The 26,049-nt window shown below is 64.9% G+C and carries 23 protein-coding genes and 2 pseudogenes; 7 read left to right on the top strand and 18 right to left on the bottom strand.

Features of this window, described 5'->3' with window-relative positions; genetic code table 11:
• Positions 1–2: 2 nt before the first annotated feature.
• From AC3WTE_RS10580 to AC3WTE_RS10555, 6 genes are all read right to left on the bottom strand, one after another.
• Positions 3–3,482 carry an indolepyruvate ferredoxin oxidoreductase family protein gene (locus AC3WTE_RS10580; protein ID WP_492437428.1) on the bottom strand — a complete coding sequence of 1,160 codons (3,480 nt, stop codon included), beginning with the start codon at positions 3,480–3,482 and terminating at the stop codon, positions 3–5.
• Between the two features lie 162 nt (positions 3,483–3,644).
• Positions 3,645–4,127, bottom strand: coding sequence for an Lrp/AsnC family transcriptional regulator (locus AC3WTE_RS10575; protein ID WP_492437427.1), 483 nt, complete (start codon positions 4,125–4,127; stop codon positions 3,645–3,647).
• A gap of 30 nt (positions 4,128–4,157) precedes the next feature.
• Complete coding sequence (locus AC3WTE_RS10570; RefSeq protein ID WP_492437426.1) at positions 4,158–4,637, bottom strand: OsmC family protein; 480 nt, start codon at positions 4,635–4,637, stop codon at positions 4,158–4,160.
• A gap of 18 nt (positions 4,638–4,655) precedes the next feature.
• Complete coding sequence (locus AC3WTE_RS10565) at positions 4,656–5,765, bottom strand: hypothetical protein (protein ID WP_492437425.1); 1,110 nt, start codon at positions 5,763–5,765, stop codon at positions 4,656–4,658.
• Positions 5,766–5,866: 101 nt separating this feature from the next.
• A complete protein-coding gene (locus tag AC3WTE_RS10560; RefSeq protein ID WP_492437424.1) occupies positions 5,867–7,000 on the bottom strand; it encodes a PE-PPE domain-containing protein in 1,134 nt (377 codons plus the stop codon).
• Positions 7,001–7,322: 322 nt separating this feature from the next.
• Entirely contained in the window at positions 7,323–7,796 is a 474-nt protein-coding gene (locus AC3WTE_RS10555) for a GtrA family protein (RefSeq protein WP_492437423.1), read from the bottom strand.
• Positions 7,797–7,918: 122 nt separating this feature from the next.
• Here AC3WTE_RS10555 and AC3WTE_RS10550 point away from each other — a divergent pair, with 122 nt between their 5' ends.
• The 3 genes from AC3WTE_RS10550 (at position 7,919) to AC3WTE_RS10540 (ending at position 10,430) form a co-directional block, all read left to right on the top strand.
• Positions 7,919–8,524, top strand: a complete 606-nt coding sequence (locus tag AC3WTE_RS10550; protein WP_492437422.1) for a cadmium resistance transporter — start codon at positions 7,919–7,921, stop codon at positions 8,522–8,524.
• Between the two features lie 69 nt (positions 8,525–8,593).
• On the top strand, positions 8,594–10,003 hold the full coding sequence (locus AC3WTE_RS10545) for a WS/DGAT/MGAT family O-acyltransferase (RefSeq protein WP_492437421.1): 1,410 nt from the start codon (positions 8,594–8,596) through the stop codon (positions 10,001–10,003).
• Between the two features lie 148 nt (positions 10,004–10,151).
• Positions 10,152–10,430, top strand: coding sequence for a hypothetical protein (locus tag AC3WTE_RS10540; RefSeq protein ID WP_492437420.1), 279 nt, complete (start codon positions 10,152–10,154; stop codon positions 10,428–10,430).
• 168 nt (positions 10,431–10,598) lie between these two features.
• On the opposite strand, the gene AC3WTE_RS10535 is transcribed toward AC3WTE_RS10540, so the two are convergent.
• The 6 genes and pseudogenes from AC3WTE_RS10535 to AC3WTE_RS10510 form a co-directional block, all read right to left on the bottom strand.
• Entirely contained in the window at positions 10,599–10,853 is a 255-nt protein-coding gene (locus AC3WTE_RS10535) for a hypothetical protein (RefSeq protein ID WP_492437419.1), read from the bottom strand.
• Positions 10,854–10,967: 114 nt separating this feature from the next.
• Complete coding sequence (locus AC3WTE_RS10530) at positions 10,968–12,185, bottom strand: RNA polymerase sigma factor (RefSeq protein WP_492437418.1); 1,218 nt, start codon at positions 12,183–12,185, stop codon at positions 10,968–10,970.
• Between the two features lie 26 nt (positions 12,186–12,211).
• Positions 12,212–12,565 (bottom strand): YciI family protein, encoded by a 354-nt coding sequence (locus AC3WTE_RS10525; protein WP_492437417.1) that lies wholly within the window; start codon positions 12,563–12,565, stop codon positions 12,212–12,214.
• Positions 12,566–12,719: 154 nt separating this feature from the next.
• Positions 12,720–13,850: an MFS transporter gene (locus AC3WTE_RS10520; protein ID WP_492437416.1), complete on the bottom strand. Its 1,131-nt coding sequence runs from the start codon at positions 13,848–13,850 to the stop codon at positions 12,720–12,722.
• A gap of 114 nt (positions 13,851–13,964) precedes the next feature.
• Positions 13,965–14,066 (bottom strand): annotated as a pseudogene (locus AC3WTE_RS10515) (DUF1942 domain-containing protein); the annotation flags it as partial.
• A 634-nt stretch (positions 14,067–14,700) separates the two neighbouring features.
• The gene (locus AC3WTE_RS10510) at positions 14,701–15,189 is read right to left on the bottom strand and encodes an Hsp20/alpha crystallin family protein (RefSeq protein ID WP_492437711.1); all 489 of its coding nucleotides are present in this window, start codon (positions 15,187–15,189) and stop codon (positions 14,701–14,703) included.
• A gap of 250 nt (positions 15,190–15,439) precedes the next feature.
• On the opposite strand from AC3WTE_RS10510, the gene AC3WTE_RS10505 reads away from it, so the two are divergent.
• Positions 15,440–15,868, top strand: coding sequence for a cellulose-binding domain-containing protein (locus tag AC3WTE_RS10505; protein WP_492437415.1), 429 nt, complete (start codon positions 15,440–15,442; stop codon positions 15,866–15,868).
• 19 nt (positions 15,869–15,887) lie between these two features.
• Positions 15,888–16,859: a prenyltransferase/squalene oxidase repeat-containing protein gene (locus tag AC3WTE_RS10500; RefSeq protein ID WP_492437414.1), complete on the top strand. Its 972-nt coding sequence runs from the start codon at positions 15,888–15,890 to the stop codon at positions 16,857–16,859.
• 18 nt (positions 16,860–16,877) lie between these two features.
• On the opposite strand, the gene AC3WTE_RS10495 is transcribed toward AC3WTE_RS10500, so the two are convergent.
• Positions 16,878–17,888, bottom strand: a complete 1,011-nt coding sequence (locus tag AC3WTE_RS10495) for an AraC family transcriptional regulator (protein WP_492437413.1) — start codon at positions 17,886–17,888, stop codon at positions 16,878–16,880.
• A gap of 217 nt (positions 17,889–18,105) precedes the next feature.
• Here AC3WTE_RS10495 and AC3WTE_RS10490 point away from each other — a divergent pair.
• Positions 18,106–19,425, top strand: a pseudogene (locus AC3WTE_RS10490) (cytochrome P450); the annotation flags it as partial.
• Between the two features lie 77 nt (positions 19,426–19,502).
• Positions 19,503–20,402, top strand: a complete 900-nt coding sequence (locus AC3WTE_RS10485; RefSeq protein ID WP_492437412.1) for a phenylalanine 4-monooxygenase — start codon at positions 19,503–19,505, stop codon at positions 20,400–20,402.
• On the opposite strand, the gene fahA is transcribed toward AC3WTE_RS10485, so the two are convergent.
• From fahA to AC3WTE_RS10460, 5 genes are all read right to left on the bottom strand, one after another.
• Entirely contained in the window at positions 20,389–21,699 is a 1,311-nt protein-coding gene (fahA, locus tag AC3WTE_RS10480; RefSeq protein WP_492437411.1) for a fumarylacetoacetase, read from the bottom strand. The genes AC3WTE_RS10485 and fahA overlap by 14 nt on opposite strands.
• Positions 21,696–23,009 (bottom strand): homogentisate 1,2-dioxygenase, encoded by a 1,314-nt coding sequence (gene hmgA / locus AC3WTE_RS10475; RefSeq protein ID WP_492437410.1) that lies wholly within the window; start codon positions 23,007–23,009, stop codon positions 21,696–21,698. Before hmgA ends, fahA begins: the two co-directional genes overlap by 4 nt.
• Positions 23,009–24,226 (bottom strand): 4-hydroxyphenylpyruvate dioxygenase, encoded by a 1,218-nt coding sequence (gene hppD, locus AC3WTE_RS10470; RefSeq protein ID WP_492437409.1) that lies wholly within the window; start codon positions 24,224–24,226, stop codon positions 23,009–23,011. The genes hmgA and hppD overlap by 1 nt, the downstream gene beginning before the upstream one ends.
• Before the next feature lie 121 nt (positions 24,227–24,347).
• Positions 24,348–25,196 carry a metal-dependent hydrolase gene (locus AC3WTE_RS10465; protein WP_492437408.1) on the bottom strand — a complete coding sequence of 283 codons (849 nt, stop codon included), beginning with the start codon at positions 25,194–25,196 and terminating at the stop codon, positions 24,348–24,350.
• Positions 25,189–25,839, bottom strand: coding sequence for a TetR/AcrR family transcriptional regulator (locus AC3WTE_RS10460; RefSeq protein WP_492437407.1), 651 nt, complete (start codon positions 25,837–25,839; stop codon positions 25,189–25,191). Before AC3WTE_RS10460 ends, AC3WTE_RS10465 begins: the two co-directional genes overlap by 8 nt.
• Positions 25,840–26,049: the final 210 nt, after the last annotated feature.

Raw genomic sequence — 26,049 nt, 5'->3', positions numbered from 1 at the left:
CGTCAGGCCGGGATGCCGAGCTCGCGCAGGCGTGCCCAGTACAGTTCGACGTTGCCTAGTTTGATGTCCTCGTATCCGCGGACCATGTCGGGCAGCCCGGCTGCCTCGACGGCCGTGGCGTAGTTGTCGACGGTGAGGCCTGCGGCGAGGCGGAGCACCATATCGGAGTAGTGAGACAGCAACTGCCGCTCCACTTTCCGGACGTGGGCGTAGCCGAACGGATCCAGCTTGGTGCCGCGCAGCACCTTGGCCTTGGCGAGGAGTTTAAGCGCCACATGCGATTTCGGCCCGAAGCCGACCTTTTTCGCGCGGCCCATGGCACGCAGCGCCGGCGGATGCAGCTTGTACGTGAGGTTCTCCCCACCGGGAACCTGTGCCTGCACGTCGGCAAGGAACGCCGGATCGACAAGCAGGCGTGCGACCTCGTACTCATCCTTGTAGGCGGTGAACTTGTGCAGCCCGCGCGCCACCGCCTCGCTCAACGCGGTGCTGCCGGTGATGGTGCGCTCAGACTGCCAGATCGCCTGGACGGTTTCGATGTAGCGCCGCGCGACTTTCGCGTTCTGGTAGCGCACCAACTCGCCGGCCCGCAGTTCGACCAGCCGGCGTACCTCGCCGTCGAACGTGGTGCTGGCCAACAGCTCCGGGCTCGCCACGGCCGGCACTGCCTTCGGCCGAGCCGCGTCCACGGCGGCGGCGAAGGCGGCCGGATCGGCGACCGCAACGCGGCCCCAGCGGAAGGCCGCGATGTTGGCGGCGACCGCGACACCGTTGATGCCAATGGCCTCTTCGATGCTTGCCTCGGGCAGGCGCAGTCCGCCGTTCTGGAAGGCGGCGCCGACGACCAGGAAGTTGGCCGCCGCAGTGTTGCCGAACAGGGCTTGTGCCGCGGCGAGCGCGTCGAAGTGGGTCAGGGTGTGGGTGTTGGCCGTCAGCCGGTCCAACAACAACTGGGTCGCCGGGTAGGCAACAGACTTGTCGTACACCATGTCGCCGGTGGGCGTCTGGCTCGTCGAAGCGACCGCGATGGTGCGCTCCGCGCTGCCGTAGGCCAGGTTCCCGTTGTCGGTCGCGGTCAGCAGGTCGATCGCGATGATGCAGTCGGCGCTGCCCGAGGTGAGCCGGTTGGACGGCTCCAGCGCGGTCGTCGAGAACCGCAGGTGTGACACGACCGGGCCGGCCTTCTGGCTCAGGCCGATCTGGTCGAGGCTCTCCACCTCGTAGCCCGCGCGCAGCGCTGCGGTGGCCAGGACCTGGTTCACCGTGACGATACCGGTGCCGCCGATACCGGCCAGCAGGACGTTCTGGGTGCCGCTCGGAACACCGAATCCCGGATCGGCGACGCGCGGCGGTTCGGCGCTCTTACGCCGGGATGTCTTGCGGCCCTTCTTTTCCGGGGCCAGCTCGACCGTGACGAACGACGGGCAGTCGCCGTCGAGGCACGTGTAGTCGGTATTGCAGGACGTCTGGTCGATGCGAGTCTTGCGGCCGAATTCGGTGTCGACCGGTTGGACGGACAAGCAGTTCGACTTGGTGCCGCAGTCGCCGCAGCCTTCACAGACGGCTTCGTTGATCACGACGCGGGTGTTGCGGGTGGGCAGCGTGCCGCGCTTGCGCTGGCGGCGCGCGTCGGCGGCGCAGTGCTGGTCGTAGATGAGCACGGTGACGCCCGGGATCTCGCGCAGCACCTTCTGTGCTTCGTCCAGCCGGTCGCGATGCCACAGCAGCGTGCCCTTCGCGAGAGCTTTCTTGTTGTGCCGCTTGGGTTCATCGGCACAGATGATTATCTGCTTGACGCCTTCGGCGGTCAGCTTGTGGGTGAGGCCCGCGACGACCAGACCACCCTCGACGTCCTGTGCGCCGGTCATGGCGACGACTTCGTTGTAGAGCAGTTTGTAGGTGATGTTGACCCCTGCGGCGATGCAGGCCTGGACTGCGAGCTGACCGGAGTGGAAGAAGGTGCCGTCACCGACGTTCTGGAACAGGTGTGGAACATCGGTGAACGGAGCCTGCCCGATCCACTGGCTGCCTTCGCCGCCCATCTGCGTGATGCCGACGACGGCGCTGTCGCTGCGACCCGACATGGTGACCAGGGTGTGGCAGCCGATGCCGCCGCCGCCGATCGAGCCCTCGGGGATCGCGGTGGACCGGTTGTGCGGGCAGCCGCTGCAGAAGTACGCGGTTCGTTTGGCGGACAACACTTCCAGTGACAGTGCGGGCGGCGGCGTGCGCTTCAGTTCGACATGATCGCGCAGCACGCGACGTAGCGGCGCCAGCAGGCGGGCGGCGGTCAATTCACCGCCGACCGGGAACAATGGCGCTCCCGCGGCATCATGTTTGCCGATGATCTGCGGGGCTTGGGCGGTGCCATAAAGGATTTCGCGGATCTGGGTTTCGATGAACGCGGTCTTGTCCTCGACGACCATCACCTGCTCGAGGCCGCGCGCGAACCCCATGACCGACTGCTGGCCCACTGGGTAGGGCATGCCGATGCGCAACAGGCGAATTCCGGCACGGTGCAGCGCCGTGTCGTCGACACCGAGGTCGAGCAGCGCCTGGCGGACGGCGTCGAAGGTGGTGCCGGTGGCGGCGATGCCGAGCTTTGCCCGGGCTGGGTCGACTTCGAGTACGTCGAGAGCATTGACGTCGCCGAAGGCGCGCACCGTCGCCCAGCGCGGGCCGTAGAGATCGGCCTCGGCCAGCAGGCTGTCGGCCGGTGCGGCCATCGGACGCTGGAGATAGGTGAACGGCTTTCCGTCCCAGAGGATTTCGGGATCGGTGATCGCGAGGTCGGCCACGTCCGCGTCGACCGTCCATGCGCCGTCGGCAACGTCGGCCACGATCTTCATGGCCACGACACAGCCCGAGGCCCGCGACAGTGCGACGCCCTGCATGCCCATCGTGATGATCTCTTCGGCGTTGCGCGGGAACAGGACCGGGATGCCGAAAGCCGCAAGGGACCGCTCGCTCACGGCGGGTACGGTCGACGACTTGGACGCCGGGTCGTCTCCGACGAGCAGCAGGACGCCGCCGCGTGGATTCACCCCGTACATGTTCGCGTGGCGCAGCGCGTCGGTGGCGCGGTCGACACCCGGCCCTTTGCCGTACCAGACGCCGATGACACCGTCGTGGGTCGCCCTGCCTGCCGGAAGGTCGGTCTGACTGCCCCATACCGAGGTGGCGGCGAGCTCCTCGTTGAAGCCCGGGGTGAAGACGACGTCGTGTTCGGTCAGCACGCTCGGCATGCCCAACAGCATCTTGTCGACGCCGCCCAGGGGGCTGCCCTGGTAGCCGGAGACGAAGGTGGCGACGCGGCGTCCCGCGCGCAGATCACGGACGTGCTGCTCGACCAACATCCGGGCGATGGCCTGCACACCGGTCAGGAGCACCGGTCCGGCGCCGGAGCGGTACCGGTCGTCGAGGTCGTAGGGCGCGGCGGGCTCCGCCGCTGCGCGTTCGGTTCGGGACAAGACACTGGTCATCGACAACCTCCACACTTTCCGCCGCTCAGATCACCAGTCGTCAAGCGCGAACTATGGCAATCAGTGCAGCGAAATCTGCCCCTGTGGGTTATCTACGTCAACAGTCGGCGAAAATATTGATCAAACTGCTCAATTGTGACGTGGCACACTGTGACGCACGCATCATTTTGTTCGATGTTGGGTCACGTGCTGCACGAGGGGCAGTGATCGGTATTCGACCGGAGTCGCCATGGCAAGCATGGTCTCGGAATGCTTGACGCCGTCGATGCGGTGAACGCGCTGGATCACGCTGAGCAGTTCTTCCTGCGTCTGGGCGGCAATGCGGGCCAGCAGATCCGCTCGCCCGGTCGTGGCATGGACCTCCAGTACATGCGGGATGTCCTGCAGCGCCGCGATGATGGCGTTCATCTTGGTCTGGTCCGTCTCGATGAAGACCAGTGCATGTACCGCGAACCCGAGCTGGGACAGGTTGATGTTCGGTGGGTAGCCCCGCACCAGCCCGGATTCTTCGAGCCGCCTCATCCGGGCCTGGACCGTGTTCCGGGCGACCTTCAGTCGCGACGCGAGCTCGAGAATCGGCGTCCGCGGGTCGGCGGCCAGCTCCGACAGCAGCGCGGCGTCCAGAGCGTCGAGCTTGATGGTCATGCGGCATTTTCCCACGGGGACACCGCGGGTTTACTCCGATTCGGCGACAGTCGTCTGCGCTTCGCACCGGACGTCGAAGTTGACCGAATTGGCGATGAAACACAGGTGGTGGGCACGCTCGTGCACGTCGGTGAGCGCGTCGCGGTGGCGGCCGTCGGCGATCTGCACGACAGGCCGCAGCACCACCTCGGTGAAATATCCACCGCCGTCGGGGGTTTGGGCCATGGTGCCCGACGGGTGGTCGGTGTACCCGGTCACGACGATGCCCTCTTGAGAACACAGGGCCAGGACCCACAGCATGTGACATTGCGACAGGGACGCCACGAGCAGTTCCTCCGGGTTCCAGCGCTGCGGGTCGCCGCGGAACGCCGGGTCAGCACTACCCGCGATCGTGGGCTTGCCATCGGCGCTGACGTCGTGAGCACGGGCGTACTCGCGGTAACCGGAGGTGCCGCTGCCGGTGTTGCCCGTCCAGGTGACCTCGAGCTCGTAGTGGTGCGTTTTCGCCATGGTTCAGTGTCTACGAGATCAGTGATCACTCTTCGACTTGGGGGCTGATTCGGCGTGGCTGCTTCCGCCGTCGTGGCCAGCGTGATCGCTGCTCTTCGCAGTGCGCTTGGCGGACGGCGTGGAAGCACTTCCCCCACCCGCGGGCTGCTTTGTCGCCTCGGCCGATTGTTCGGTGTGCGAGTCAGAGGCAGCTGCCGACTTCGGCGCTGAGGACGGTTTTGATTTGGTCGATGTGGTGCTCGGTTTCGGTGACGTGGCGTTGTCGGTTGGTGACTCTGCTTGTGCGTCTGGGGATTTGGCTCCCGTGGTGCCTCGGCCGGCACGGGTCCGTGGCGTAGCGGTGGCGGCGGCGGTCTTCTCGCCAGTCTGGACGGCTGTGGCAGTGGTCGCGGCGGTCTTCGCGGCGAGTTGCGACGGCGCGGGGGTCGAAACGGCGGCCGCAGCTGTCGAGCGTGAGGCCAATAGATGCGGGGCGCTGGCAATCGCGTTCGCCAACCCCTGCACCGACGACACGACATTGGCGACGGCGGTCAGCGGGTTATGTCCGCTCAGCACTGTGCTCACTCCCGTGGTGGAGAGCGTGGCGACGGCGTAGTAGACGCCCACCGCCGCACTGAGGACCTTGACCACATAGATCACCGGGGTGAGTGGTGCGAGGTGGGGTGCGAGCGTGGCGGTGATGGTGTGCGTCGCAGTTGCGGCCACCGAGCCCGCGGCTCCGATGCCGCTGACCAACTGTTTCACCTGGGTCGACGACGAGGCGCCGGGAAATGCGGTGACCGCGCCGACCAGATTCTGCAGGTCGGTTGCCGTGGAATTCACTTTCTGCACCGCCGTGTACTCGCCGGTGCCCGAATCAACTTGTGCGTTCAGCACCAGCAGCGGGAAGTCGGGTGTCTGCCAATAGATCACGTCGGATGCGACGGCTTGGGCCGCGCCTCCGAGGCCGCCGAGGTATTGGATCGGATTGAAAGCGGCATCAATGGTCGCCGCCGTGAGCGCGTACCGGTAGTCGGCACCCCGGGTCACTGTCGGGTGTGCCGTCGGCACAAGCGGTACCGCGGTCGTCGCCACGACCGCCGCCGAGCACAGCACCGAGAGAGCCGATGCCTGGGCTTTGACCCACATGGGAATTACCTCCTTGATTGTCCGCCGCAGCGAAACTTTCGAAAATCTATGGCATGAGGCCTGTTTCGCTTACCGGCGGGTGCACGGTGTCAGCAGACCCGTCAGCGCTCGCGTGCTGGACGAACTTTGCTGTCAGCCTGCGGCTTGGCTTCCTTGTCCTTGGTGCTGCCAGTCGGTTTCGCGCCGGTGGCCGCAGTTGTATCCTTTGCTGCACTTGCCTTGGTCTCCGGTTTGGCGGTTGATGTCGCGGTGCCCTGACGTGTCGCAGTGCCCTGACGTGTCGCGTCGGTGGTCTTGTCACGCGCCCGCTGTGCCGGTGCGGGCTTGGTCGGCGCTCTTCGCCCAGCCGGAGTGGCCTCGGCGGTTACGGGAGTGCCGACGGGAGCTTTCGGCTGAGCCGGCTCGGCCGGTAGCGGGGCAGTTGGAGCGCCTACTTCCACCTGCGGGCGGCGGAAGTAGGCCCGGTCGATCTGCGGTCGGAGCCAGCGGTCGACGAGGGACGTGTTCAGGCCGATATCGCGCAGCGGCTGAGTGAGTGGCAGTCCTGCCGTGGGCACCACGTAGTGCGTGGTGGTGCCGCCTGCGGCGTTGGTGTGGACGGTTTTGAGTGTTCCTGGTGTTGCCGGGTTGGCCGCTGACCCGTAGTCGGTGTGCACGAATCCGATACCCATCACGGCGTTCAGGACGGCCAAACGTGTTGGCTTGTCGGGCCAGTCCGAGAAGCCGTCGTATTCGCGAACGATCTCGGTGGTGGGGTAGGACGTTGGCACCGGGACGTTCGGGGCGAAGAGTTGCAGTGCGGGATTCTTGGTAGTGATGCCGCCAGTGGTGTTCTGCGGGTCGCCGAAGGTCACGAATCGCAGGTTGTCGGTAGTCGATCGGTTATGCGAATCCTGCAGCAGCCGTGAGAGTTTCACGTAGTTCAGGACTATGGCACCTTGGCTGACCCCGGCCAGGGTGACGGTGCTGTCGGCGGGCACTTGGGCCAGTGTGGCATTCACGGCGCCGGAACCGGCGAGGGCGTCCGCCGCGAACAGTAATCCGGCGGGGTAACCGATGCCGTTGATGGCACCGGCGGACCTGAGGTATCCGCCGGCCAGTCCGAGGGCCTCCTGCGGCGTCGGTGTGACGTCACACAGGCAGGTGCCCTGCAGGTAGAAGGCGACGTCTGGACCGTCCTTCTGAGCGGCTGCCGATGGGTCGATGCTGAGCGACGCGCAGAGGCCGACCGCCAAACCTATTGCGCTAAAGCGAAATAGACCGTGCACGGAGCAGTTTCCTATCTGTACGGAAGGATGGAGACTCTGGTTGGAGCGCAGAGCAGCACCACTGGTGCGACGCTGTCGCGTGGGAAGCTGCTCAGGAATCTCGCCGATAGATCGGCGATGGTGATGGCGACACTGATGGCGGGACCTCGCCCGTGCGTGTACTAAACCTGCCTGTCCGCGACCTACCCCCGGTTTGGTACTTCAGTACAGCTTTGACGAAGCGAAATTAACACTGTCACAGCATTTCTGCTCGCCATGAGACGCAGCTCACCGGGCGTCGTGCACCCACTCAGCCTCGGAACACCACCCAGCGCATCGCGCAATACATATAGGCGGCTTCGCAGATCCCCGCGGTGATGCGGGCGACGTGGTACTCGACGCCGAGAGCCGACAACCCGGTCGACACACCAAGGATGAACGCCAGGTAGTTGACCGCCACCACGACGATGTAGACGGCGAGTTGCGGGCCGACGGCACTGTGCGAGCTGAAGTTGAAGATCCGGTTCAGGACATAGCTCAGCCCGAACGCGCAGACGTACGAGATCGTGACCGCCACCGCCAGCGGAAGGCTCAACCCATCACGTAATGCAGTCAGGAGCAGCAGGTCGACCGCGAACGTGCAGCCGTTGATCAGTGCGAACCCTAGAAAAGTCGGCGCGACAACCGATTTGAACCCCCACGGCAACCGGCTGACCACCAGTTCGCAGCTGCGGTGAAAACCGTCGACAGCGCGCTGCAGGCCACTCGCCGAGTCGACGGTCACGCGGGCACTGTGTCATGTGCCGGCGTCGACCAGGTTGCCGCGAGACGAACTCTGTACTTCGGACCCGGGCCGCGTCCCGTAATGTCCTCACCGATGAGCGCCGCCCCGAGGAGTGCGACGGCATGAGTCTGGCCACGGTCAGCCAGGCCGTCGCGACGTTCGCCGTCACCAACATCGACGACCTTGTGGTGCTTGCGGTCTTCTTCGGCAAGGCACGGGGCCATCGCAGCGCGGAGGCGCGGGTGGTTGCGGGCCAGTATCTCGGCTTCGTGGCCATCTTGGTGGTGTCGACGAGCGCCGCCTTTCTCGGTGCCGCCCTGCTGCCGAGGACTGCGCTGCCTTATCTCGGCCTGCTCCCAATCATGTTGGGGCTCAGGGCCGCATGGGTGGGCTGGCGGAGCCGGGTTGCCGAACCGACGGGAACCGAGGACGCCGCACCGCCGTCCGCACCGGGTACGTGGCAGGTCGCGGGCATCACGTTCGCAAACGGCGGTGACAACATCGGTGTCTACGTACCGATGTTCGCGGTCGCCACTACCGGCACGCTCGCGGCGTATGTCACGGTGTTTCTGATCGGGGTCGGCGTGTGGTGTGCGGCAGGCCGCTACTTCGCTGCCCACCCGATCGTGGCCAATGCGTTTTCCCGCTGGGGCCACATCATCTTTCCCGTCGTGCTGATTGCCATCGGTACCACGATCCTGGTCGACGGCGGCGTGTTCGCCGGATGAGTCGTGGCGCGAGAGCGCCGTTCACGCGTTTTGCCGTCGGGCCGCCAAGAGCTGGGTAAGTTCACCCGGGTGACGAGCAAACGACTGTCTCCGCTCGACTCGATGTTCCTGGCGGCAGAATCTCCCGAGACGATGATGCATGTCGCGGGCCTGATGCAGTTCCGGCTGACGTCGGGCGACGCAGGGGACATCCTGGATCAACTGCGGGACGAGATCTATGGGTCCAACGAGATCGAGCCACCGTGGAACATGAAGCTGCAGACCCCGTGGTTCCTGCTGAACCCGTTGCAGCGGTGGGTCGAGGACACGAAGTTCGACGTCATGTATCACGTTCGGCGTTCTGCTCTGCCACGGCCGGGCGATCAGCGTGAATTGGGAATCCTGATCTCCCGCTTGCATGCTCGCCAATTGGACCTGACGCGTCCACCGTGGGAACTGCACATCATCGAAGGCCTCGACGACGGCAATGTCGCGTTGTACGTGAAGATGCACCACTCACTCGTCGACGGCTATACGGCGATGAAGACGCTCATCCGGTCGATGTCGACCGATCCGTCTGATGCCGAAACACCCTTGTTCTTCCGGAATCCGGTGCCCAAGCGGGACCGGAAGCAGGACGAGAAGGACAGCAGCCTCATCCCCGACATCGGCGGTTTGCTGCGGTCCATCACCTCAGAGTTGTCGACGGTCATCGACCTGCCCGCTGCCTTCGCCAAGCTGGCAATCACCGCCGTCAGCAAGAGCAATCCACTCGTCGGGCCCGGCCAAGCGCCACACACCATCTTCAACGGCCGCATCGGTCGGAGCCGCCGGTTCGCGACGCAGCAATACGACATCGCCCGGCTGCGGGCCGTCGCCGAGGCCACCGGCGGAACTCTCAACGACGTCGCGCTCGCCATCTGCGGCGGCGGCCTGCGCGACTATCTGCTGGGACTCGATGCCCTACCCGCGAAACCTCTGATCGCCATGCTGCCGGTCAACATTCGGCCGAAAGACGATCCCGGCGGCGGCAATGCCGTCGGCGCGATTCTTGCCACCCTGGGTACCGACATCGTCGACGCGCGTGAGCGGATCGAAGCGATCAGCGCGTCGACCCAGGCCGCCAAGAAGCAGTTGTCGGGCATGACCAGCAACGCGATATTGGCCTACACCGCCGCGCTGATGGCGCCGTTCCTCGTGCAGACCGGTGCCGCCACGATGGGGGCGCCGAAGGTGGCGCCCGCGTCGTACAACGTCATCTTGTCGAACGTGCCGGGCCCGGACTACCCGCTGTACTTCCGGGGCAACGAACTCGTGTCCAGCTATCCGGTGTCGATTCCGGTGCACGGTGTCGGACTCAATATCACCTGCCAAAGCTATTCGGGCACTTTGAATTTCGGCTTCACCGGCTGTCGTGACTCGATGCCTCACATGCAGAAGCTCGCCATCAAGACCGGTGAGGCGTTGGCCGCGTTGGAAAGCGCCTATGGCCTGGCGTGAAAACTCTGCGTAACGGTAATTGACCCAAGTGTTGAAACGACCCGTCGAAACGGGTCCATTGGTGCTACCTTCACCGGACCAGTTAGCACCGGAGAGTGAGTGTGCAATGAGCGCAACAACGTCAGCTTTCGCTCGTTTGTCAGTGGCGGTGGCAACGTTTGGGGCTGCGGCTGCCGTGGTCGGGTTGGTCGGCTTGCCGATCGCGCACGCCGACGACGGCCTGACGTGTGCGGACGGCCTCGTGGCGTCCGGGAACACCTGCGTGCCCGCAGGCGATGGCGCCGCCGCGCCGGTCGCACAAGGTCCCTTCGACGCACCAGAATCGTCTCTTGACGATCCCAGCTTGTTCACGCCGCCGTTCGAACTGACCGAAGGAGAGGTCGCTTCGCCCGGGTACAACGCCGGGGGCGGCGGCGGTCGGCGATAAGCCGGCCGCAGATTGCCCAGATCTCGCTTCTCACGGCCCGGCCCTACGTCGGCCCGCATGGCGTAGGGCCGGGCCGGGAGAGAGGCTGGCTAGATGGCAGACGGTCGGTGGGGGTGCGGTCCTCAATCAGACACGGTGACCGTCACCTGAGCTCTGCCGCTGCGGCGCCTAGACGGAACCGTCGCACCCGCGGATGCCACCGGTGACCACCTTGGGCGGTTCCGGCGTGGGGTTGAAGCCACGAATCGCGCCCGGCGAACTGATCCGGGGTGTGACGGAGACATTGACCGGCTTGCCCGGAGGTTCCGGCTGCGGGTTGAATGCCTGCGCCGTGCCCGACGCCAAGCCGAAGCCGACCAGGGCCAAGCCGCCCGACAGCAGCGCCGTACCCGCGACCTTCTTGATGCTGTGAATGCTCAACATGATGGCTCCCTCTCGCTGGATCGGCCTGTCTGACCGTTGGCAGCAATACTGAGGTGCGGTCCTTGGCGGATTCTTGGTTGCCGATCAGCCTGCGCCGAGGGCGAATTGAGTCATTCAACCGCGGAGTGCGTCGCGAGCGCGGCGCAGGTGTACCGACTCGATCGGGTTGGCCGCGTGGTCGGCCGCCTGGTCGTAGGCTTCGGCAGCCTCGGCGGTTCGACCGAGCCGCGCCAGGAGCGAGGCGCGGACCGCGTGGTAGACGTGGTAGCCAGGTAAATCGATTGCGTCAACCAGGTCCAGTGCCGTCTGCGGGTTGTGCACCTCGGCGATCGCCACGGCGCGGTTGAGAGCGACGACGGGTGTGGGCGCAACGACCATCAATAGGTCGTACAGTGCGAGTATCTGGTGCCAGTCGGTGGCGGATGCAGAGGGTGCGTCACTGTGCACGGCGTTGATGGCAGCCTGGATCTGGTAAGGGCCGGGCCGGTTCTGGCGCAGGCAGTGCCGAACCAGTGCCTGGCCTTCGGCGATGTAGCCGTGGTCCCACTGACTTCGGTCCTGGTCGGCGAGTAGGACCAGATTCCCTTCGGCATCGGTGCGGGCAGCGCGTCGTGCCTCGGTCATCAACATCAGCGCGAGGAGGCCCAATACCTCGGGCTCATCGGGCATCAGCTCGGCCAGCAGTCGGCCGAGACGCACCGCTTCTGTGGTGAGATCAGCTCGTACGAGATCGTCGCCGGAGCTTGCGGTGTGGCCTTCGTTGAAGATCAGGTACACCACGGCGAGCACTCCGTGGATGCGGTCGGGTAGGTCGCTGTCGTGGGGCACCCGGTAGGGGATGTGCGCGTCGCGAATTTTTCGTTTGGCGCGGACAAGGCGTTGAGCGACAGCCGTTTCCGAGACGAGGAAAGCGCGCGCGATCTCGCTGGCCGACAGGCCACCGAGCAAGCGGAGCGTGAGCGCCACTCTCGCCTCGAGGGCCAGCGCCGGGTGGCAGCAGATGAAGATCAATCGGAGGCGGTCGTCGCGCACAGGTCCGGCTTCGAGTTCATTCGCGTCGGCCACCGGATAGAGCAGGGCCGCGTGCGCGTGCCGCTCGTCGCGCGTGGACTCTCTACGGAAGCGGTCGACGATCGCATTTGCGGCAGTGGTGATGATCCATCCGGCTGGGCTCGGCGGTGGCCCAGTCCGCGGCCATCGGTCCAGAGCCTTGGCGAAGGCGTCCTGGACCGCTTCTTCGGCGAGGTCGATGTCACCGTATCGGCGGACCAGGACGGCCACCGCCCGGCCGTACTCGCGGCGGAACACATCGGCGATATCCTCTGGCGGCATCGGCGACGTTGGCGGCACGGTCGAGCTCAGCCCTGTGCACCGAATCGAAACGGGCGTACTTCGATCGGGAGGAGCCGGACGGCTTCAGCCTGCTTGCGCGCCCATTCGAGAGCGGAGTCCAAGTCGGGTACGGCGATGATGGTGAAGCCGCCCAGATGCTCTTTGCCTTCGGCGTACGGGCCGTCGGTGGTCAATATGGCGCCCTCGTGGGCCCGCACCACGGTCGACGCATCCGGGCCGTGCAAACCGCCGGAGAACACCCATACTCCGGCCGCACGCATGTCGTTCTCGACCACATTCAGTGCATCCATGATCGGCTCCAGTACCTCGGGCGGCGGCGGATCGCCGACCGGCTGATGCATGGCAAGTAGGTAGTGCATGCTCGTCACTCCTCGGTCAGGGGGCGGCCAGACCGCCGCCCCTCACCTTCTACACGAACGACCATCCCGATTATCGACACCCTAGCGAGGGCAGTAGTCCCGCCCGTCGGACCGATCGACGACATCTTGATCGACGCCACCGTCGACGCGGCGCTCACGGCGTGTGGTGCGGTCGATCGGTCGTGAGGAGCGCGGCGGCGAGTAGTGCTGCGCCGCAAACACTCACAGTGGCAGGCCATCCGTATGAGGCTGCTGCGGCCGCACCGAATGCCGTCCCTACGCTGCCGCCGACGAAGTAGACGAGCATGTACGCACTGTTGAAGCGTGCGGGCGCACATGGGTCGATGGCCAGGATTGTCGTCTGGTTCGCAACCTGTGCCGCGAACAGGCCGCCGTCGAACATCGCCAGAGCGACCATCGTCGCCGCGGAGTTGTGCAATCCGAGCGCAAGTATGGGGCAGGCGATGCCGGCAGCCGTAAGGCCCAGCAGCACGACCGGCCGGAAACCGAACCGGTCCGTGCAGCCACCCGCGATGCGCGTCGCGAAGATCCCGGCGATGCCGGCCAGCGCGTAGAGCCCGATCTCGTTGGCGTGCAATAAGAACGGCTCACGCGACAGCGTGACCGCGATACCGGACCAGATCGCGCAGAAAGCGAAGAACCACAGGGTGCCGCGCAGCGCGCCGCGACGCAGCACCGCGGTACGCAGGAGGAGTCCGGGGGTCGATACCAAGCCGGCGAGGTAGCCGTGCTCAACGGTTCCCGTGGCAGTCGGCAGCAGCAACAGGCAGGACGCGGAGACACCGACGGCCGCCGCGGCCACAACGAGAAGCATGGCCTGCCAACCGATCACGTCGGTCAACCAGCCGCCGACGATCCGGCCGGCCAATATGCCGGCGGAGATGCCGGCGGTGACGATACCGAGGACGGTCGAGCGGCGGTGGTCGGGCGCAATGCGTCCGACCACCGAGCTCAGGCCTGCCCCCACGGACGAGAAGGCCCCCGTCAGAAGTAATCCGATACCGACCAGCCAGGCCGTGCCGGCCGCGGCGGTCAGCGCCAGCGCACCGCCGAGCGCCAAGAACTGCAGCGCCAGGACGCGCCGCGGAGAGAACCTGTCAACCAGTGGCACGAGCAGGGCCAGACCCAGCATGTAGCCCACCGGGCCGCCCGCCAGCGCAGTGCCGACGGCGGCCGGGCCGGCGTCCAGCGACCGGGTGAGATCGGCGATCGCCGGCTGAAGAGGATAAATCGTTGCGGTACCCAGGGCGGCCGCCACGGCCATGAAAAGTACTGTGCCTCTGGTGATTACCGGTTTCGGTTGGGAAATTGCGGTCACGCATCGACGCTAGCGATGGAACCGCGCTGGGCGCTGGCGGGTTTCCGCCATCGCAGTCGGTCAGCTCTTCCAGACCACCTTGTCGGCGCCGCCGATATCCCGGTAGACCACGCTGTCGGGCGCGGCGCCATCGCGGACGTCGAAGTAGATGCGACCAGTGGCGTCCCTTCGTCACGCTCCTGTTTCAGGAGGCGGCTGTGTTTGTCCTTCTGAAGGGGTATCCAGCGACTGGGATCACGAAACTGCTTGGCGCGAAGACCGGGCCGGCCACCTGGGAGAAGTTGCCTAGATCGGGCATTGGCGCGTCTGCATCGATGTCGTGCTGCGAAACGACGCCCAGGGTGTGGCCCCGGTGGCCGACGGCCCAGGCCTCACGGTTCTCCTGCCAGCGATGAGTCGGCGATCGGAGGGCTCCGCTGCACCGGAGACATCCTTCGCGCCGGCCCACAGTGCGGTCGCCGAGAGGCGGGCCACCAAGACCGACCAGCGCACCGGGGCCCTTGTAGAGCACACCCGATCGCCGGTGGCGTCGGCTGCTGACAGCGGGGGGCTTCGGCGGGGCAGAAGATGGCGTCGACTTCGGCGATCAGCGCTATCACCATCGCGGGGTCATCCACACCCAGGGACTGGGCCAACTCATCTGGCGCGATGGTGTCAGGCGCCGCCGGCGCCGCAATCATGCTGTACTGCATCACTCTTCACCTCCTTGCACTGTCGGCATCACACCGACCATTCAAGAACGTGCCGGTACCGGTGCCGGACTGCGACGCTGCGCAGCCCGGCACTCCGGTCCGGGTCAGGCGTTCACCGGCTCCTTGGCCGTAGCCTTGTCGGCAACAGGACTGCCGTCCTCGGTGATCACGCGATTCTCTTTGATCGCCTTGGCTTCACCGGCTCTGCCGACCGTGATCTTGCGGGGCTTGGCCTTCTCCGCCACCGGGATCACCAGTCGAAGCACCCCGTCGTGGTAGTCCGCGGTGATCCGGCCGGTGTCGAGGTTGTTGCCGAGCACCAGTTGTCGGGAGAAGACGCCTCGCGGGCGCTCGGCGGCCAGCATCTCCCGCGCGGAGTCCACAGGCGCGCGTTCGGCACGCACGGTCACCACATTGTTCTCGATGTCGAGGTCGAGCGAGTCGGCGTTGACGCCGGGCAGATCGAACTCGACGTGGAACTCATCACCGTCACGCCAGGCGTCCATGGGCATTCCCGCGGGCCGTGCCGCGGTGCCGAGGATCTCTTGGGTGAAGCGGTCAAGGTCGCGGAACGGATCAGTACGCAACAGCATCGTGGCCACCTCCAGGTTTCCTTTCTCTTTAGCCATCTGTGCGCTGCCAGCCCGATTATCTGTGTCGGCTGGCATAGATTTGTTTTAGCACTCGGCACCGGCGAGTGCAAGTAGGTGATTCGGGAAAATTTTTGGCCGCCCGCCGTGGCGCGTCATAAGGTTTCGTCACGGTTGCAATTGCGCAAAGGTACGGCAGCCCACCCGCTGCGCCAGACCGCACGCTGACCGGCGGGCCTTAGTCTTGGCTGCGATGACTGGACTGAACTCCCACGTGAAGCGCTGGCGCACAGTGCTTCACGTCGTGGTGTCCGCGATGACGGTGGCCATCGTCGGACTTGTCGGCACTCCGGTGGCTCATGCGGCCGCGGCTGGGGCGCGACTGGTGGTGCAGCACACGTGGCAGGACGGTTTCATCGCGCGCTACGTCATCACCAACTACAGCACTGTCCCGATGGCGGACTGGAAGCTCGAATTCGACATGCCGATGGGGCAGTCCATCTCGCATACGTGGAATAGCACCTTCACCCAATTTGGCACTCACTACGTGATCACCCCGGCGAGCTGGAATCGCGTCATTCCACCCGGTGGATCTGCCAATGGCGGAATCCGCGGCGTACTCAGCGGAACGTACACGCCACCGTCGAATTGTGTGCTCAACGGCCAGGTGTACTGCTCCTAGCGATGACGGTGGTCTGATCATGAGTGCGGCGTTGACGGACTGGTTGTTGGACTCCGACCCGACGCTGCGCTGGCAGGTCGAACGCGACCTGCTCGACGCCCCGTCCGAGGTGTGGGAAGCGACGCGGGTGCGAATCGCGACCGAGGGCTTCGGCGCACGCCTGCTCGCACTGCAAGAAGCCGATGGGCAGTGGGCCGGTGGGGCCTTCTTCCCGGCGGATTACGACTTCGACGACCCTGAGCGGGCCGAGGACGGCCAGCCGTGGACAGCCACCACGTGGACGCTGAACACGTTGCGGGAGTGGGGACTTGACGCATCGGTCTTGCGGGAACGCCGCACGGCGGAGTTGCTCGATGCACATTGCCGCTGGGAGTACGACGACCTGCCCTACTGGTCGGGTGAGGTGGATTGCTGCATCAACGCGTGGACGTTGGCCAACGGAGTGTGGCTGGGCACGGACGTCAGCGGCATCGCAGACTGGTTTCTCGAGCATCAGCTGCCTGACGGTGGGTGGAACTGCGACTGGGTCGAGGGGTCGCGCCGGTCGTCGTTCCATTCCACGCTGAATTCCCTGAAAGGACTGCTCGCTTTCGCGACGGTCGCCGGCGGAGACGTCGACATCCGCGCAGCGCGCCGCCGCGGCGAGGAGTATCTGCTGCAGCGCCTGCTGATCAACCGGCTGACGACGAATCAGCCAGTGGGACAATGGATCAAAGACTTCAGCTATCCCATTCGCTGGAAATACAGTGCCCTGGGTGCGTGCGACTACTTCCGCCTGGCCGCCACACACGATGGCACCGTTCCCGACCCGCGGATGACCGAGGCCATCGGCATCGTTCGTGCCGCGAGGCAGTCCGACGGTACGTGGCTGCAAACGGGCCGCCAACCCGGGCGGGTCTGGTTTGAAGTCGACGTGCCGGCCGGGCAACCGTCGAAGTGGCTCACCCTCTACGCGACGCGGGTGCTCGACTGGTGGGAGGCTGCGAACTGACTGCGGCCCAGACGCGTCTCAGCTGCGAGATGCGCGGAAGGCGCGCGGGCTCATCCCGTGCCAGCGGCGGAAGGCCTGCGAGAAACTCGACAACTCGACGTATCCCAGCCGATTGGCCGTCTCGGCGACCGTCAACCGGCCTTTGATCAGCATTTCCTCCGATAGTCTCTGCCGGATTTCGTCGAGCAGTTCGCGATAGGACGTGCCCTCGGCGCCGAGGCGGTGACGCAACGTACGGGGGCTCATCATCAGCATATGGGCGATCTCGTGTGCATTAGGCGGCTGCGCCGGGGACGCCAGCAGCAGGTCACGAACCTGTCCTGACAGCCCGGTTCGGCTGCGCCGCTCCTCCAGGAGATTGCGGCACTGCTCCTGTGTCGCAGCGGAGTTGTAGGCATTGGCTTGTGGCAACGGCAGGTCGAGGAGGGCGACGGGCAGGATCAGCAGGTTTTCGGGTGCGCCGAATTCCGGCTCGGCGTCGAACGCCGCGAGGTACCGGTCGAGGCTGGACGGGCGGGGATGGGTGAACTGAACTCCGAAGGGTGGCAGTTCAGTCGACAGTTCGCGCTTGATCACGGAGATGGCGGTGGCCAGCCGGTCGATGTCGAAGCGGCGAACCAGGTCCGGTGTGCCCGGGGCCTCCAGGACGATGTGGAACTCGTCGCCGACCACTCGAGTTGCGAGGGTGGAAGACGCGAAGGTCAGATCGAGATACCGCACTCCGACATCAATGGCGCTGCGCAAGGTCGGGCTGCTGATCAACGCGAACCCGAAGATCCCGTAGGTGGCCAGACGATAGCGGAGTCCCGCCTCGACGCCGAGGTCGTCGGGATAATCAAGTGCCTCCAGCAGATTCGTGACGACCGCCAATTCCTGCCGGGCCGTGACCTCGGCGCTCGGGCGTTGCAGACCGTGAACGGTCAAGCGGGAGCCGGCAAGGCAGGTCTCCGGGCTCACACCGCGTTCGCCGGCCAGCCCGAGGAGCACGCCGACACTTGCCGGTGTACGGGGAATGTCCCAATCAACCACATTGCCAAACCTAGTAAGTCGAGGCGCACTCGCATTGCCACTTCGAGTAACTATTTGGCCACTTGTGCTCTCCCATCTGCGTCTATTGGTTCGTAGCGTGATTGTCGACGCATGTCTCAGAACGGAGAAACTCGTGAACATTCTCGGTCAGGCAATCACCAAGGCACAGGAAGCGATTCTCGACCCGGTCCTCAGCCGCGCGCAGTCGACAATCCCAATGCCCTTGCAGATCAAGGGCATGCACCTTTACCAGAAGACGAAAAAGTCGGTCGTCGGTGACAAGACCCCGGTGTTTGTCGAGCAGCCGATTCCGGCTGCCGCGGATGTGCCGTTGGCAGAGATCGACATGAGTAACCCGTTCATGTTCCGCCAGGGCCGCTGGCAGTCGTACTTCAAGCGGTTGCGTGACGAGGCCCCGGTGCACTACCAGCCGAACAGCCCGTTCGGCCCGTTCTGGTCGATCACCCGGTACACGGACATCGTCACCGTCGACAAGGACAACGAACGGTTCTCCGCTGAGCCGCAGATCATCATCGGTGACCCACCCGAGGGCCTCGACGTCGAGATGTTCATCGCCATGGACCCGCCGCGTCATGACGAGCAGCGCGGAGCGGTTCAGGGCGTGGTGGCACCCCAGAACCTCCAGGAGATGGAGGCACTCATCCGGACCCGGGTGCAGGAGGTCCTCGACGGGCTGCCGGACGGCAGGCCGTTCGACTGGGTCGACACCGTGTCGATCGAACTGACCTCACGCATGCTGGCGACTCTGCTCGACTTCCCGTACGACCAGCGCCGCAAGTTGGTGTACTGGACCGATACCGTCGCCGGCAGCGCCTCGGCCACCGGTGGCGAGGCCGATATGGACGAAATGTTCGCAGCCGCAGCCGATATGGCCGGCGCCTTCAGCGCTCTGTGGCACGACAAGAAAGCGCGGCTGGCAGCCGGTGAGAAGCCCGGATTCGACCTCATCACCCTGATGCAGTCGTCCGAAGACACCAAAGACCTGATCGACCGTCCGATGGAATTCCTCGGCAACCTGATTCTGCTGATCGTGGGCGGCAATGACACCACTCGCAATTCGATGACCGGCGGCGTGCTCGCTCTGAACCAGAACCCTGACGAATTCGCGCGGCTCAAGGCGGACCCGGGACTCATCAGCAAAGCGGTGCACGAGATCATCCGCTGGCAGACCCCGCTGGCGTACATGCGCCGCATTGCCAAGCAGGACACCATCCTGGGCGGGCAATTCATCCGCAAAGGCGACAAGCTCGTCATGTGGTACGCCTCGGCCAACCGCGATGAGCGCAAGTTCGAGAATCCGGACGACTTCATCATCGGCCGCCACAACGCCCGCCATCACCTGGCCTTTGGCATCGGCATCCACCGCTGCATGGGTAGCCGTCTCGCCGAGCTGCAGCTCAAGATCCTGTGGGAGGAGTTGCTGGCGCGATTCGAGGACATCGAGGTCGTCGGTGAGCCCGAGTACACACAGTCCAACTTCGTGAAGGGCTACTCCAGAATGATGGTGAAGGTCACCAGGAAGCAGGCGGCCTAGCGCATATCCTGGTTGACAGACGCCGCTCTGTGCGACGCCCGGACCTCCGGGAGGCAGCGATGTTCGAGGAAGCGCAATTGTATGCACCGGTGACGCGTTCGGGCGACGACGTCACCGTGCATCTCGCGGCGGATCATCCCGGTGCCGTCGATCCGGAATACCGAGCGCGGCGCAACGCCATCGCTGCGCTCGCCATGGACTGGCAGCCCGGCACACCACCACCCATCGCGACCTACACCGACGACGAGCAGGAGGTCTGGCGCATTGCGTGCGCCGAGCTTCACCGGCTCCATCAACGCCGGGCCTGCGCCGTGTACCTGCAGGGCCGCGAGCGGCTCGGGCTTCCCGAGGATCGGATCCCGCAACTCGTCGAGGTCAACGAGAAGCTCAAGCTACTCACCGGGTTTCAGTACGTGCCAGCGGCCGGCCTGGTGCCGCTGCGGGAGTTCTACGGGATGCTGGCAGACGGAATATTCCACTCCACCCAGTACATCCGGCACCATTCCGTGCCGCTCTACACGCCCGAGCCGGACCTGATCCACGAGGTGGTCGGCCATGGCAATTGCCTGGCCCATGAGCGTTTCGCGACGCTGTACCGGCTGGCCGGGCGGGCTGCCCAGCGGGTGAAAACGACTGAGGCGCTCGAATTCGTCTCGAAGGTCTTCTGGTTCTCGTTGGAGTTCGGTGTGGTCCGCGAGCACGGCGAAGTGCGCACCTATGGCGCCGGCCTGCTGTCGTCCTTCGGGGAGATCCAGCAACTCGATTCTGCGGACCTGCGGCCGCTCAATATCGGCCGAATGGGTGTGCAGACCTACGACATCACGCACTATCAACCAGTTCTTTTCTGCGCCAAGGGATTCAACGAGATCGAAGATGTGATCGGCGGCTTCTTCGCCGACGTGGACGACGAGCTGGCGCACCGCCTGATGCACGACGCCGCTGAAGTCACGGGTAGGTGATCGCCGGCTGGACCACAGCGACGCATTCCCCGAATCCGATGCTGGCGGCGCCCGGGCGGCGAGCTCTGGCCGTCAGCAGGACTTCGTCGCCGTCTTCGACAAACGTCCGAATTTCGCCGTTGGGCAATGTGATGGGGTCGTTTCCGCCATGACTGAGCTCCATCAGACTGCCTTCGGAACCCGGGGTGGGTCCGGACAGGGTGCCGGTGCCGAGCAGGTCGCCCGGGTGTAGGTCACACCCGTTGCTGGTGTGGTGGGTGACCATCTGCGCGTCGCTCCAATACATGTGGCGGCTGGACGAGCGCGAGACCAGGTGCGGCGGGTGGCCGGCGGCGCGCATCTGGGCCGTCCTCAGATGGGCCCGCAGTTCAATGTCGAGTCCGCCCTGTGCCCGGTGTCGTGGACTGTCGAGGTAGGGCAGTGGGGTTGGATCCTCCCCGGGTCGGTCCACCGGTATCCGGAACGGCGCCAATGCTTCTGGAGTGATCACCCACGGGGAGACGGTGGTGCCGAAGCTCTTGGCCAAGAAGGGGCCCAGGGGCTGGTATTCCCAGGCTTGCACGTCGCGTGCGGACCAGTCGTTGAGCAGGCAGTAACCGGCGATGTGAGTTTCGGCGTCATCGATGGTGACCGGCTCACCCAGCCCGTTCTCCGGGCCCATCCACACGCCGAGTTCGAGCTCGAAATCTAGCCGTCGGGTTGGCGCCAGTTCAGGTTTCGGTGCGCCGGGAGCCTTCAGCTGTCCGTGCGGTCGGGTGACCGCGGTGCCGCTGACCCGCACACTGGAGGCACGGCCGTGGTAGCCGAGCGGAGCCCATTTGTAGTTGGGCAGTAAGGGATTGTCCGGCCGGAACAGGGCACCGATGTTGCGGGCATGGTGGATGCCGACGTAAAAGTCGGTGTAGTCACCGATGCGGGCGGGCAGCAGGACGTCGACGTCGGTCAGCGGAGTGAGGAGTCTTGCGACTGCCTCTTGCTGCGGTGTCCCTTCGGTGAGTAGGGAATGCAGTGCACGGCGAAGCGCGATCCGTGGACCCGAGCCCAGGGCGAACAGGGTGTTCAGCGTGCCATGTGCGGCAGCTTCGGCCGCCATTTGAGCCTCACTTGTCAGCAGCCCCGACTCGGACAGGGCGCGCAGATCCAGGACCATGTCTCCGATGCGGACGACGCCGTGGGGTGCGCCGGCTACGCCGGCCGCCACACCGAAAGGGAGGTTCTGCAAAGGGAAGTCACCGGACTCGGCCGAGATAACCCAGCTGCGCAAGCGCGGATCGTGCGTGAAATCCAGTGTGGTCACGGCTTGCCCGGGTCGAATCGCTTGGTCAGGCCACTCCAGCAGTCGGCGTAATCCTGTTGCCGCTGTGGCAGAGTCGCCGCGTAGGCGGTGACCTTCTGCGGGAACCGGGTTTCGAACATGAACGCCAGTGTGTCTTGCTGCTTGACCGGCTTCAGTTTTTCGGTACTGGCGGCGTGGAAGGCGTTGGCGTCGGGGCCATGGGGAGTCATGCAGTTGTGCAGGCTGATCCCACCGGGGACGAAGCCATCAGGTTTGGCGTCATAGACACCGCGCACGAGTCCCATGAACTCGCTCATGACGTTCATGTGGTACCACGGTGGCCGGAAAGTTTTTTCGGCGACCATCCAGCGTTCGGGGAAGCACACGAAGTCGACGTTGGCGGTTCCGGGCGTCTCACTGGGCGAGGTGAGCACCGTGAAGATCGACGGGTCGGCGTGGTCGAACAGCACAGGGCCGACAGGGGAGAAGCGCCGCATGTCGTACTTGTATGGCGCGTAATTGCCATGCCAGGCAACAACGTCCAGCGGCGACTGGCGCACTTCGGCCTGCCACAGCGTGCCGCCCCACTTCACGTACAGCGTGGATGGGATCTCGCGCTCCTCGTAGTTCGCGACGGGTGTGAGGAAGTCACGCGAATTGGCCAAACAGTTGGCGCCGATCGGGCCGCGCTCGGGCGGAGTGAAACTGCCGCCATAGTTTTCGCAGAAGTAACCTCGGGCCGGGCCATCGGGCACCTCGATGCGCAGTTTCACTCCGCGTGGGATGACGACGATTTCGCTCGGTTCGGCGTCGATGATCCCGAACTCGGTCCAGAACCGAACGTTCCCCCGCTCCAGGACGAACAGCATCTCGGCGTCGCCGTTGTAGAAGTAGGCGTCGACCATCGACGTCGTGATGGTGTAGATGCTGCAGGCGAATCCGGTGCGCGTGTTGACGTCCCCGCCGGTCGTGATGGTGCGCACGCCGGTGATGAACGTGGTGTCCTCGGACGCGGGATCGGGCATCGGCAGGGGATGCCAACGAATTTGGGCGATGGGTACCGGGTCGGCGTCGTCCGGAGCCGAGCGCCAATACGAAACTCCCTCGGCTGCAACGGGAGCGAAGCGGCCCCAATGAGCGACGCTCGGGCGGATCCGGTACAGCCAGGATCGCTTGTTGGCGGCCCGGGGCGCGGTGAACGGGGAACCGCTGAGCTGTTCGGCGTAGAGGCCGTAGGCGCACTGTTGGGGAGAGTTCCGGCCGACCGGCAACGCTCCGGGCAGTGCCTCACTTTCGAAGCTGTTGCCGAACCCGCTCTGGTAACCGGCCATCACAGATTCCCGCGCTTTTCCTGCTCACGCTCGATCGACTCGAACAGGGCCTTGAAATTCCCTTTACCGAAACCCAGTGAGCCGTGGCGTTCGATGAGCTCGAAGAAGACCGTCGGCCGATCTCCCAATGGTTTGGTGAAGATCTGGAGCAGGTAGCCGTCTTCATCGCGGTCGACGAGGATGCCGCGCCGCTGCAGGTCGGCAACGGGTACGCGCACCTCGCCGATCCGGGCACGCAGTTCGGGATCCTCGTAGTAGGTGTCGGGGGTGTCGAGGAACTGGACGCCGTGCCTGCGTAGCTCGTCGACGGAGCTCAGGATGTCGTTGGTGGCCAACGCAAGGTGTTGAACGCCGGGTCCTCGGTAGAACTCCAGGTATTCGTCGATCTGAGATTTGCGCTTCGCCACGGCCGGTTCGTTGAGCGGGAACTTCACCCGGTGGTTGCCATCGGCCACCACCTTCGACATCAGCGCTGAGTACTCGGTGGCTATGTCGTCGCCGATGAACTCAGCCAGGTTCACAAACCCCATGACCCGGTTGTAGAAACCGACCCACTCATCCATCTTGCCGAGCTCGACGTTACCGACGACGTGATCCAACGCCTGAAACAGCCGCGCGGGAGCGCCGTCGCGTTTGACGTGTCCACTGGTCGCCGGCTGGTAACCGGGCAGATAGGGGCCGGCGTATCGCGCACCGGCTACCTGCCTTTGCACCAGCGTGTGCCGTGTCTGACCGTAGGTCGCGATGGCCGCGACGCGCACGGTGCCGTGCTCATCCGACAGGTTGTGCGGTTCGCCGAGGACCGTGGCGCCGGCTCGCTTGGCCTGGGCAATGCACTTGTCGACGTCGGGCACCTCCAAAGAAATGTCCACGACTCCGTCACCGTGTTTGGCATGGTGGGTCACCAATGGGCTGTCGGGGTTCACCGCACCCTTCAGCACGAACCGCACGGAGCCGGACCGCAGGACGAAAGCCTTGTGGTCGCGGTTGCCGTTCTCCGGCCCGGAGTAGGCGACCAGCTCCATGCCCCACGCCGATTGGAAGTAGCTCGCGGCCTCGGTGGCGTTGCCGGCCACGAAAACGATGGCGTCCCAGCCTGTTACAGGGAAGGGGTCGTTGCTCTGGTCGTAGTCCACCAGACCCACCAGCTGCTTGAGCTGGTTGACGTCGAGCCGGGCCTGCTTCTCCTGGTTGGTCAGGGTGCTCTGGTTCGTCATGCAGATATTCTTCCTCTTGCGGGCTATCCAGACATGGGGATTGCCCGCCGAGTTGGTGGTCCGCGAGCCCGCCGACGATCGATACGAACTTGTCGGCGACCGCGCGGGCAACCCGCCCCGGTCAGCTCATGTTGGCGGCGAGCTGTCCGTCCACGCCGAAAAGCTCGGGCTTCCAGTGTTCGAGCAGGGCGGTGTTGTCGACGTGGTCGGGGTGGAATCCCACTTTGTTGTACTGCCGAAATCGCTGGCGCACGGAGCGTTTCAGGAACGGCGACCGGCGCAGGGCCCAGAGGCTACGAATCAGCCGCACCGGGTGGTAGGTGGCCCGGTCTGCCAGCAGTGACAGCGTGGTGAACAGCGCGACGCTGCCGAAGAAGGTAAACGTGACCATTCGCATGGTCCAGATGCGGCGTCGCTCGGTGCCACCGACTGCCCGGTACACATCGAAGGCGACCGCGCGATGCTCGGATTCCTCATAGGCATGCCACAACAACATCTTTCGCACCTCAGTGGCCCCCAGCAGGGCACGCGCATCCTCGTCCCCTAGTAGCGTTTCGGCGAATACGGCGGTGAAGTGCTCTAGCGCGGCCGTCATGGCCAGGCACGTGATCGGCGAGAATATGCGTTCGTCCCGTTGCAGCGAACGTCGGGTAATCCGGTCGTTGAACCTGGTGGGGTAGCCCATCTGTTGGAGCCGCTCGTTGAGGGCTACATGCTCGCGGCTGTGCGTCACTTCCTGTCCGATAAAGCCTTTCACCTGTTCCCGCAGTACCGGGTCGGTGACCTGATCGGCGTAGTTGCGCACCGACCGGACGAAGAAGTCCTCGCCTTCGGGGAAGGTGGCGGACAGGTAGGCGACGATGTGGCTCATCACCAAGTCGCCCTGGACGTAGTGTCGCTGCAAGCCGCCGTGGGGATAGTCGAAGTGGATCCGCCGCGCACGGACGAGCCGGGTAGAGGTTTCAGTCACGAGCGTCTCCAAGGGTCGGTTCCAGCCGGGTCAACATTGCGAGAAAGAAACTGCGGACTTCGGCGACCTTGTTGCGGTGGTCCTCCTGGGTCATGTCGTAGAGACCTAGTCCGTCGTAGAGCGCGGTGATGGTCCGCAGTAGCACACCGGCGTGCGGATTTGTGGCTACGTCGGGGACGAATTCTGTTGCCGACGTACGCAGTAGCTCGATGTACACGTCGTCCCAGGTCGACATCAACGCGCGCAGTTCGGAGTCATGCCGTGCTGCGATCGACAGTTCCACCAATGCCCGACATTCGGGTTGTTCGTAGAACGACCACAAGATGTCGAGTGCCGCCGCCGGTGTGCGCTGGTCCGCATCGAGTTGCGCCATCCGCGACTCGAAATCGAGGGCCCGTTTGGCCACCAAGTGGCTGGCGGCCGCATTGACCAGTGCCGCCTTGGTCGGAAAGTGGTGAGCTAGTGCTCCGCGGGAGACCTTGGCGCGCCGGACAACATCATTGGTGGAGGTGGCGGCGTAGCCCTTATCGACGATGCACCACAGGGTGGCCTCGAGCAGTCGCGCCCTCATGGCCTCCACTCGCTCAGCGCGAGGAATGCGAATCCGCTCGTCGGAGTGTCGCGTCCGGGTTCTGGCCACCATGTCGCAAAAGTAGCCCCAATTTCACAGGCAGGCAACCCTGCCTGTAATGGTCTTCTACGGCAGACCCAGCGATGGTTTGTTGTTGCTCGGTTGAGATGGGTGCCGCGTCCGCGCAGTCGTGACCGCGGGCGTCGGTCCGTTAGTGGCAGAAACTCGATGACAGGCGCCGTCCTGTGGACGACGATTGAGTCACGGTTGAATTCGAGTAGA

Source organism: Mycobacterium sp. FW102-FHT13B02 (genome assembly GCF_058790275.1).
This window is presented reverse-complemented; position numbering and strand designations above follow the sequence as displayed.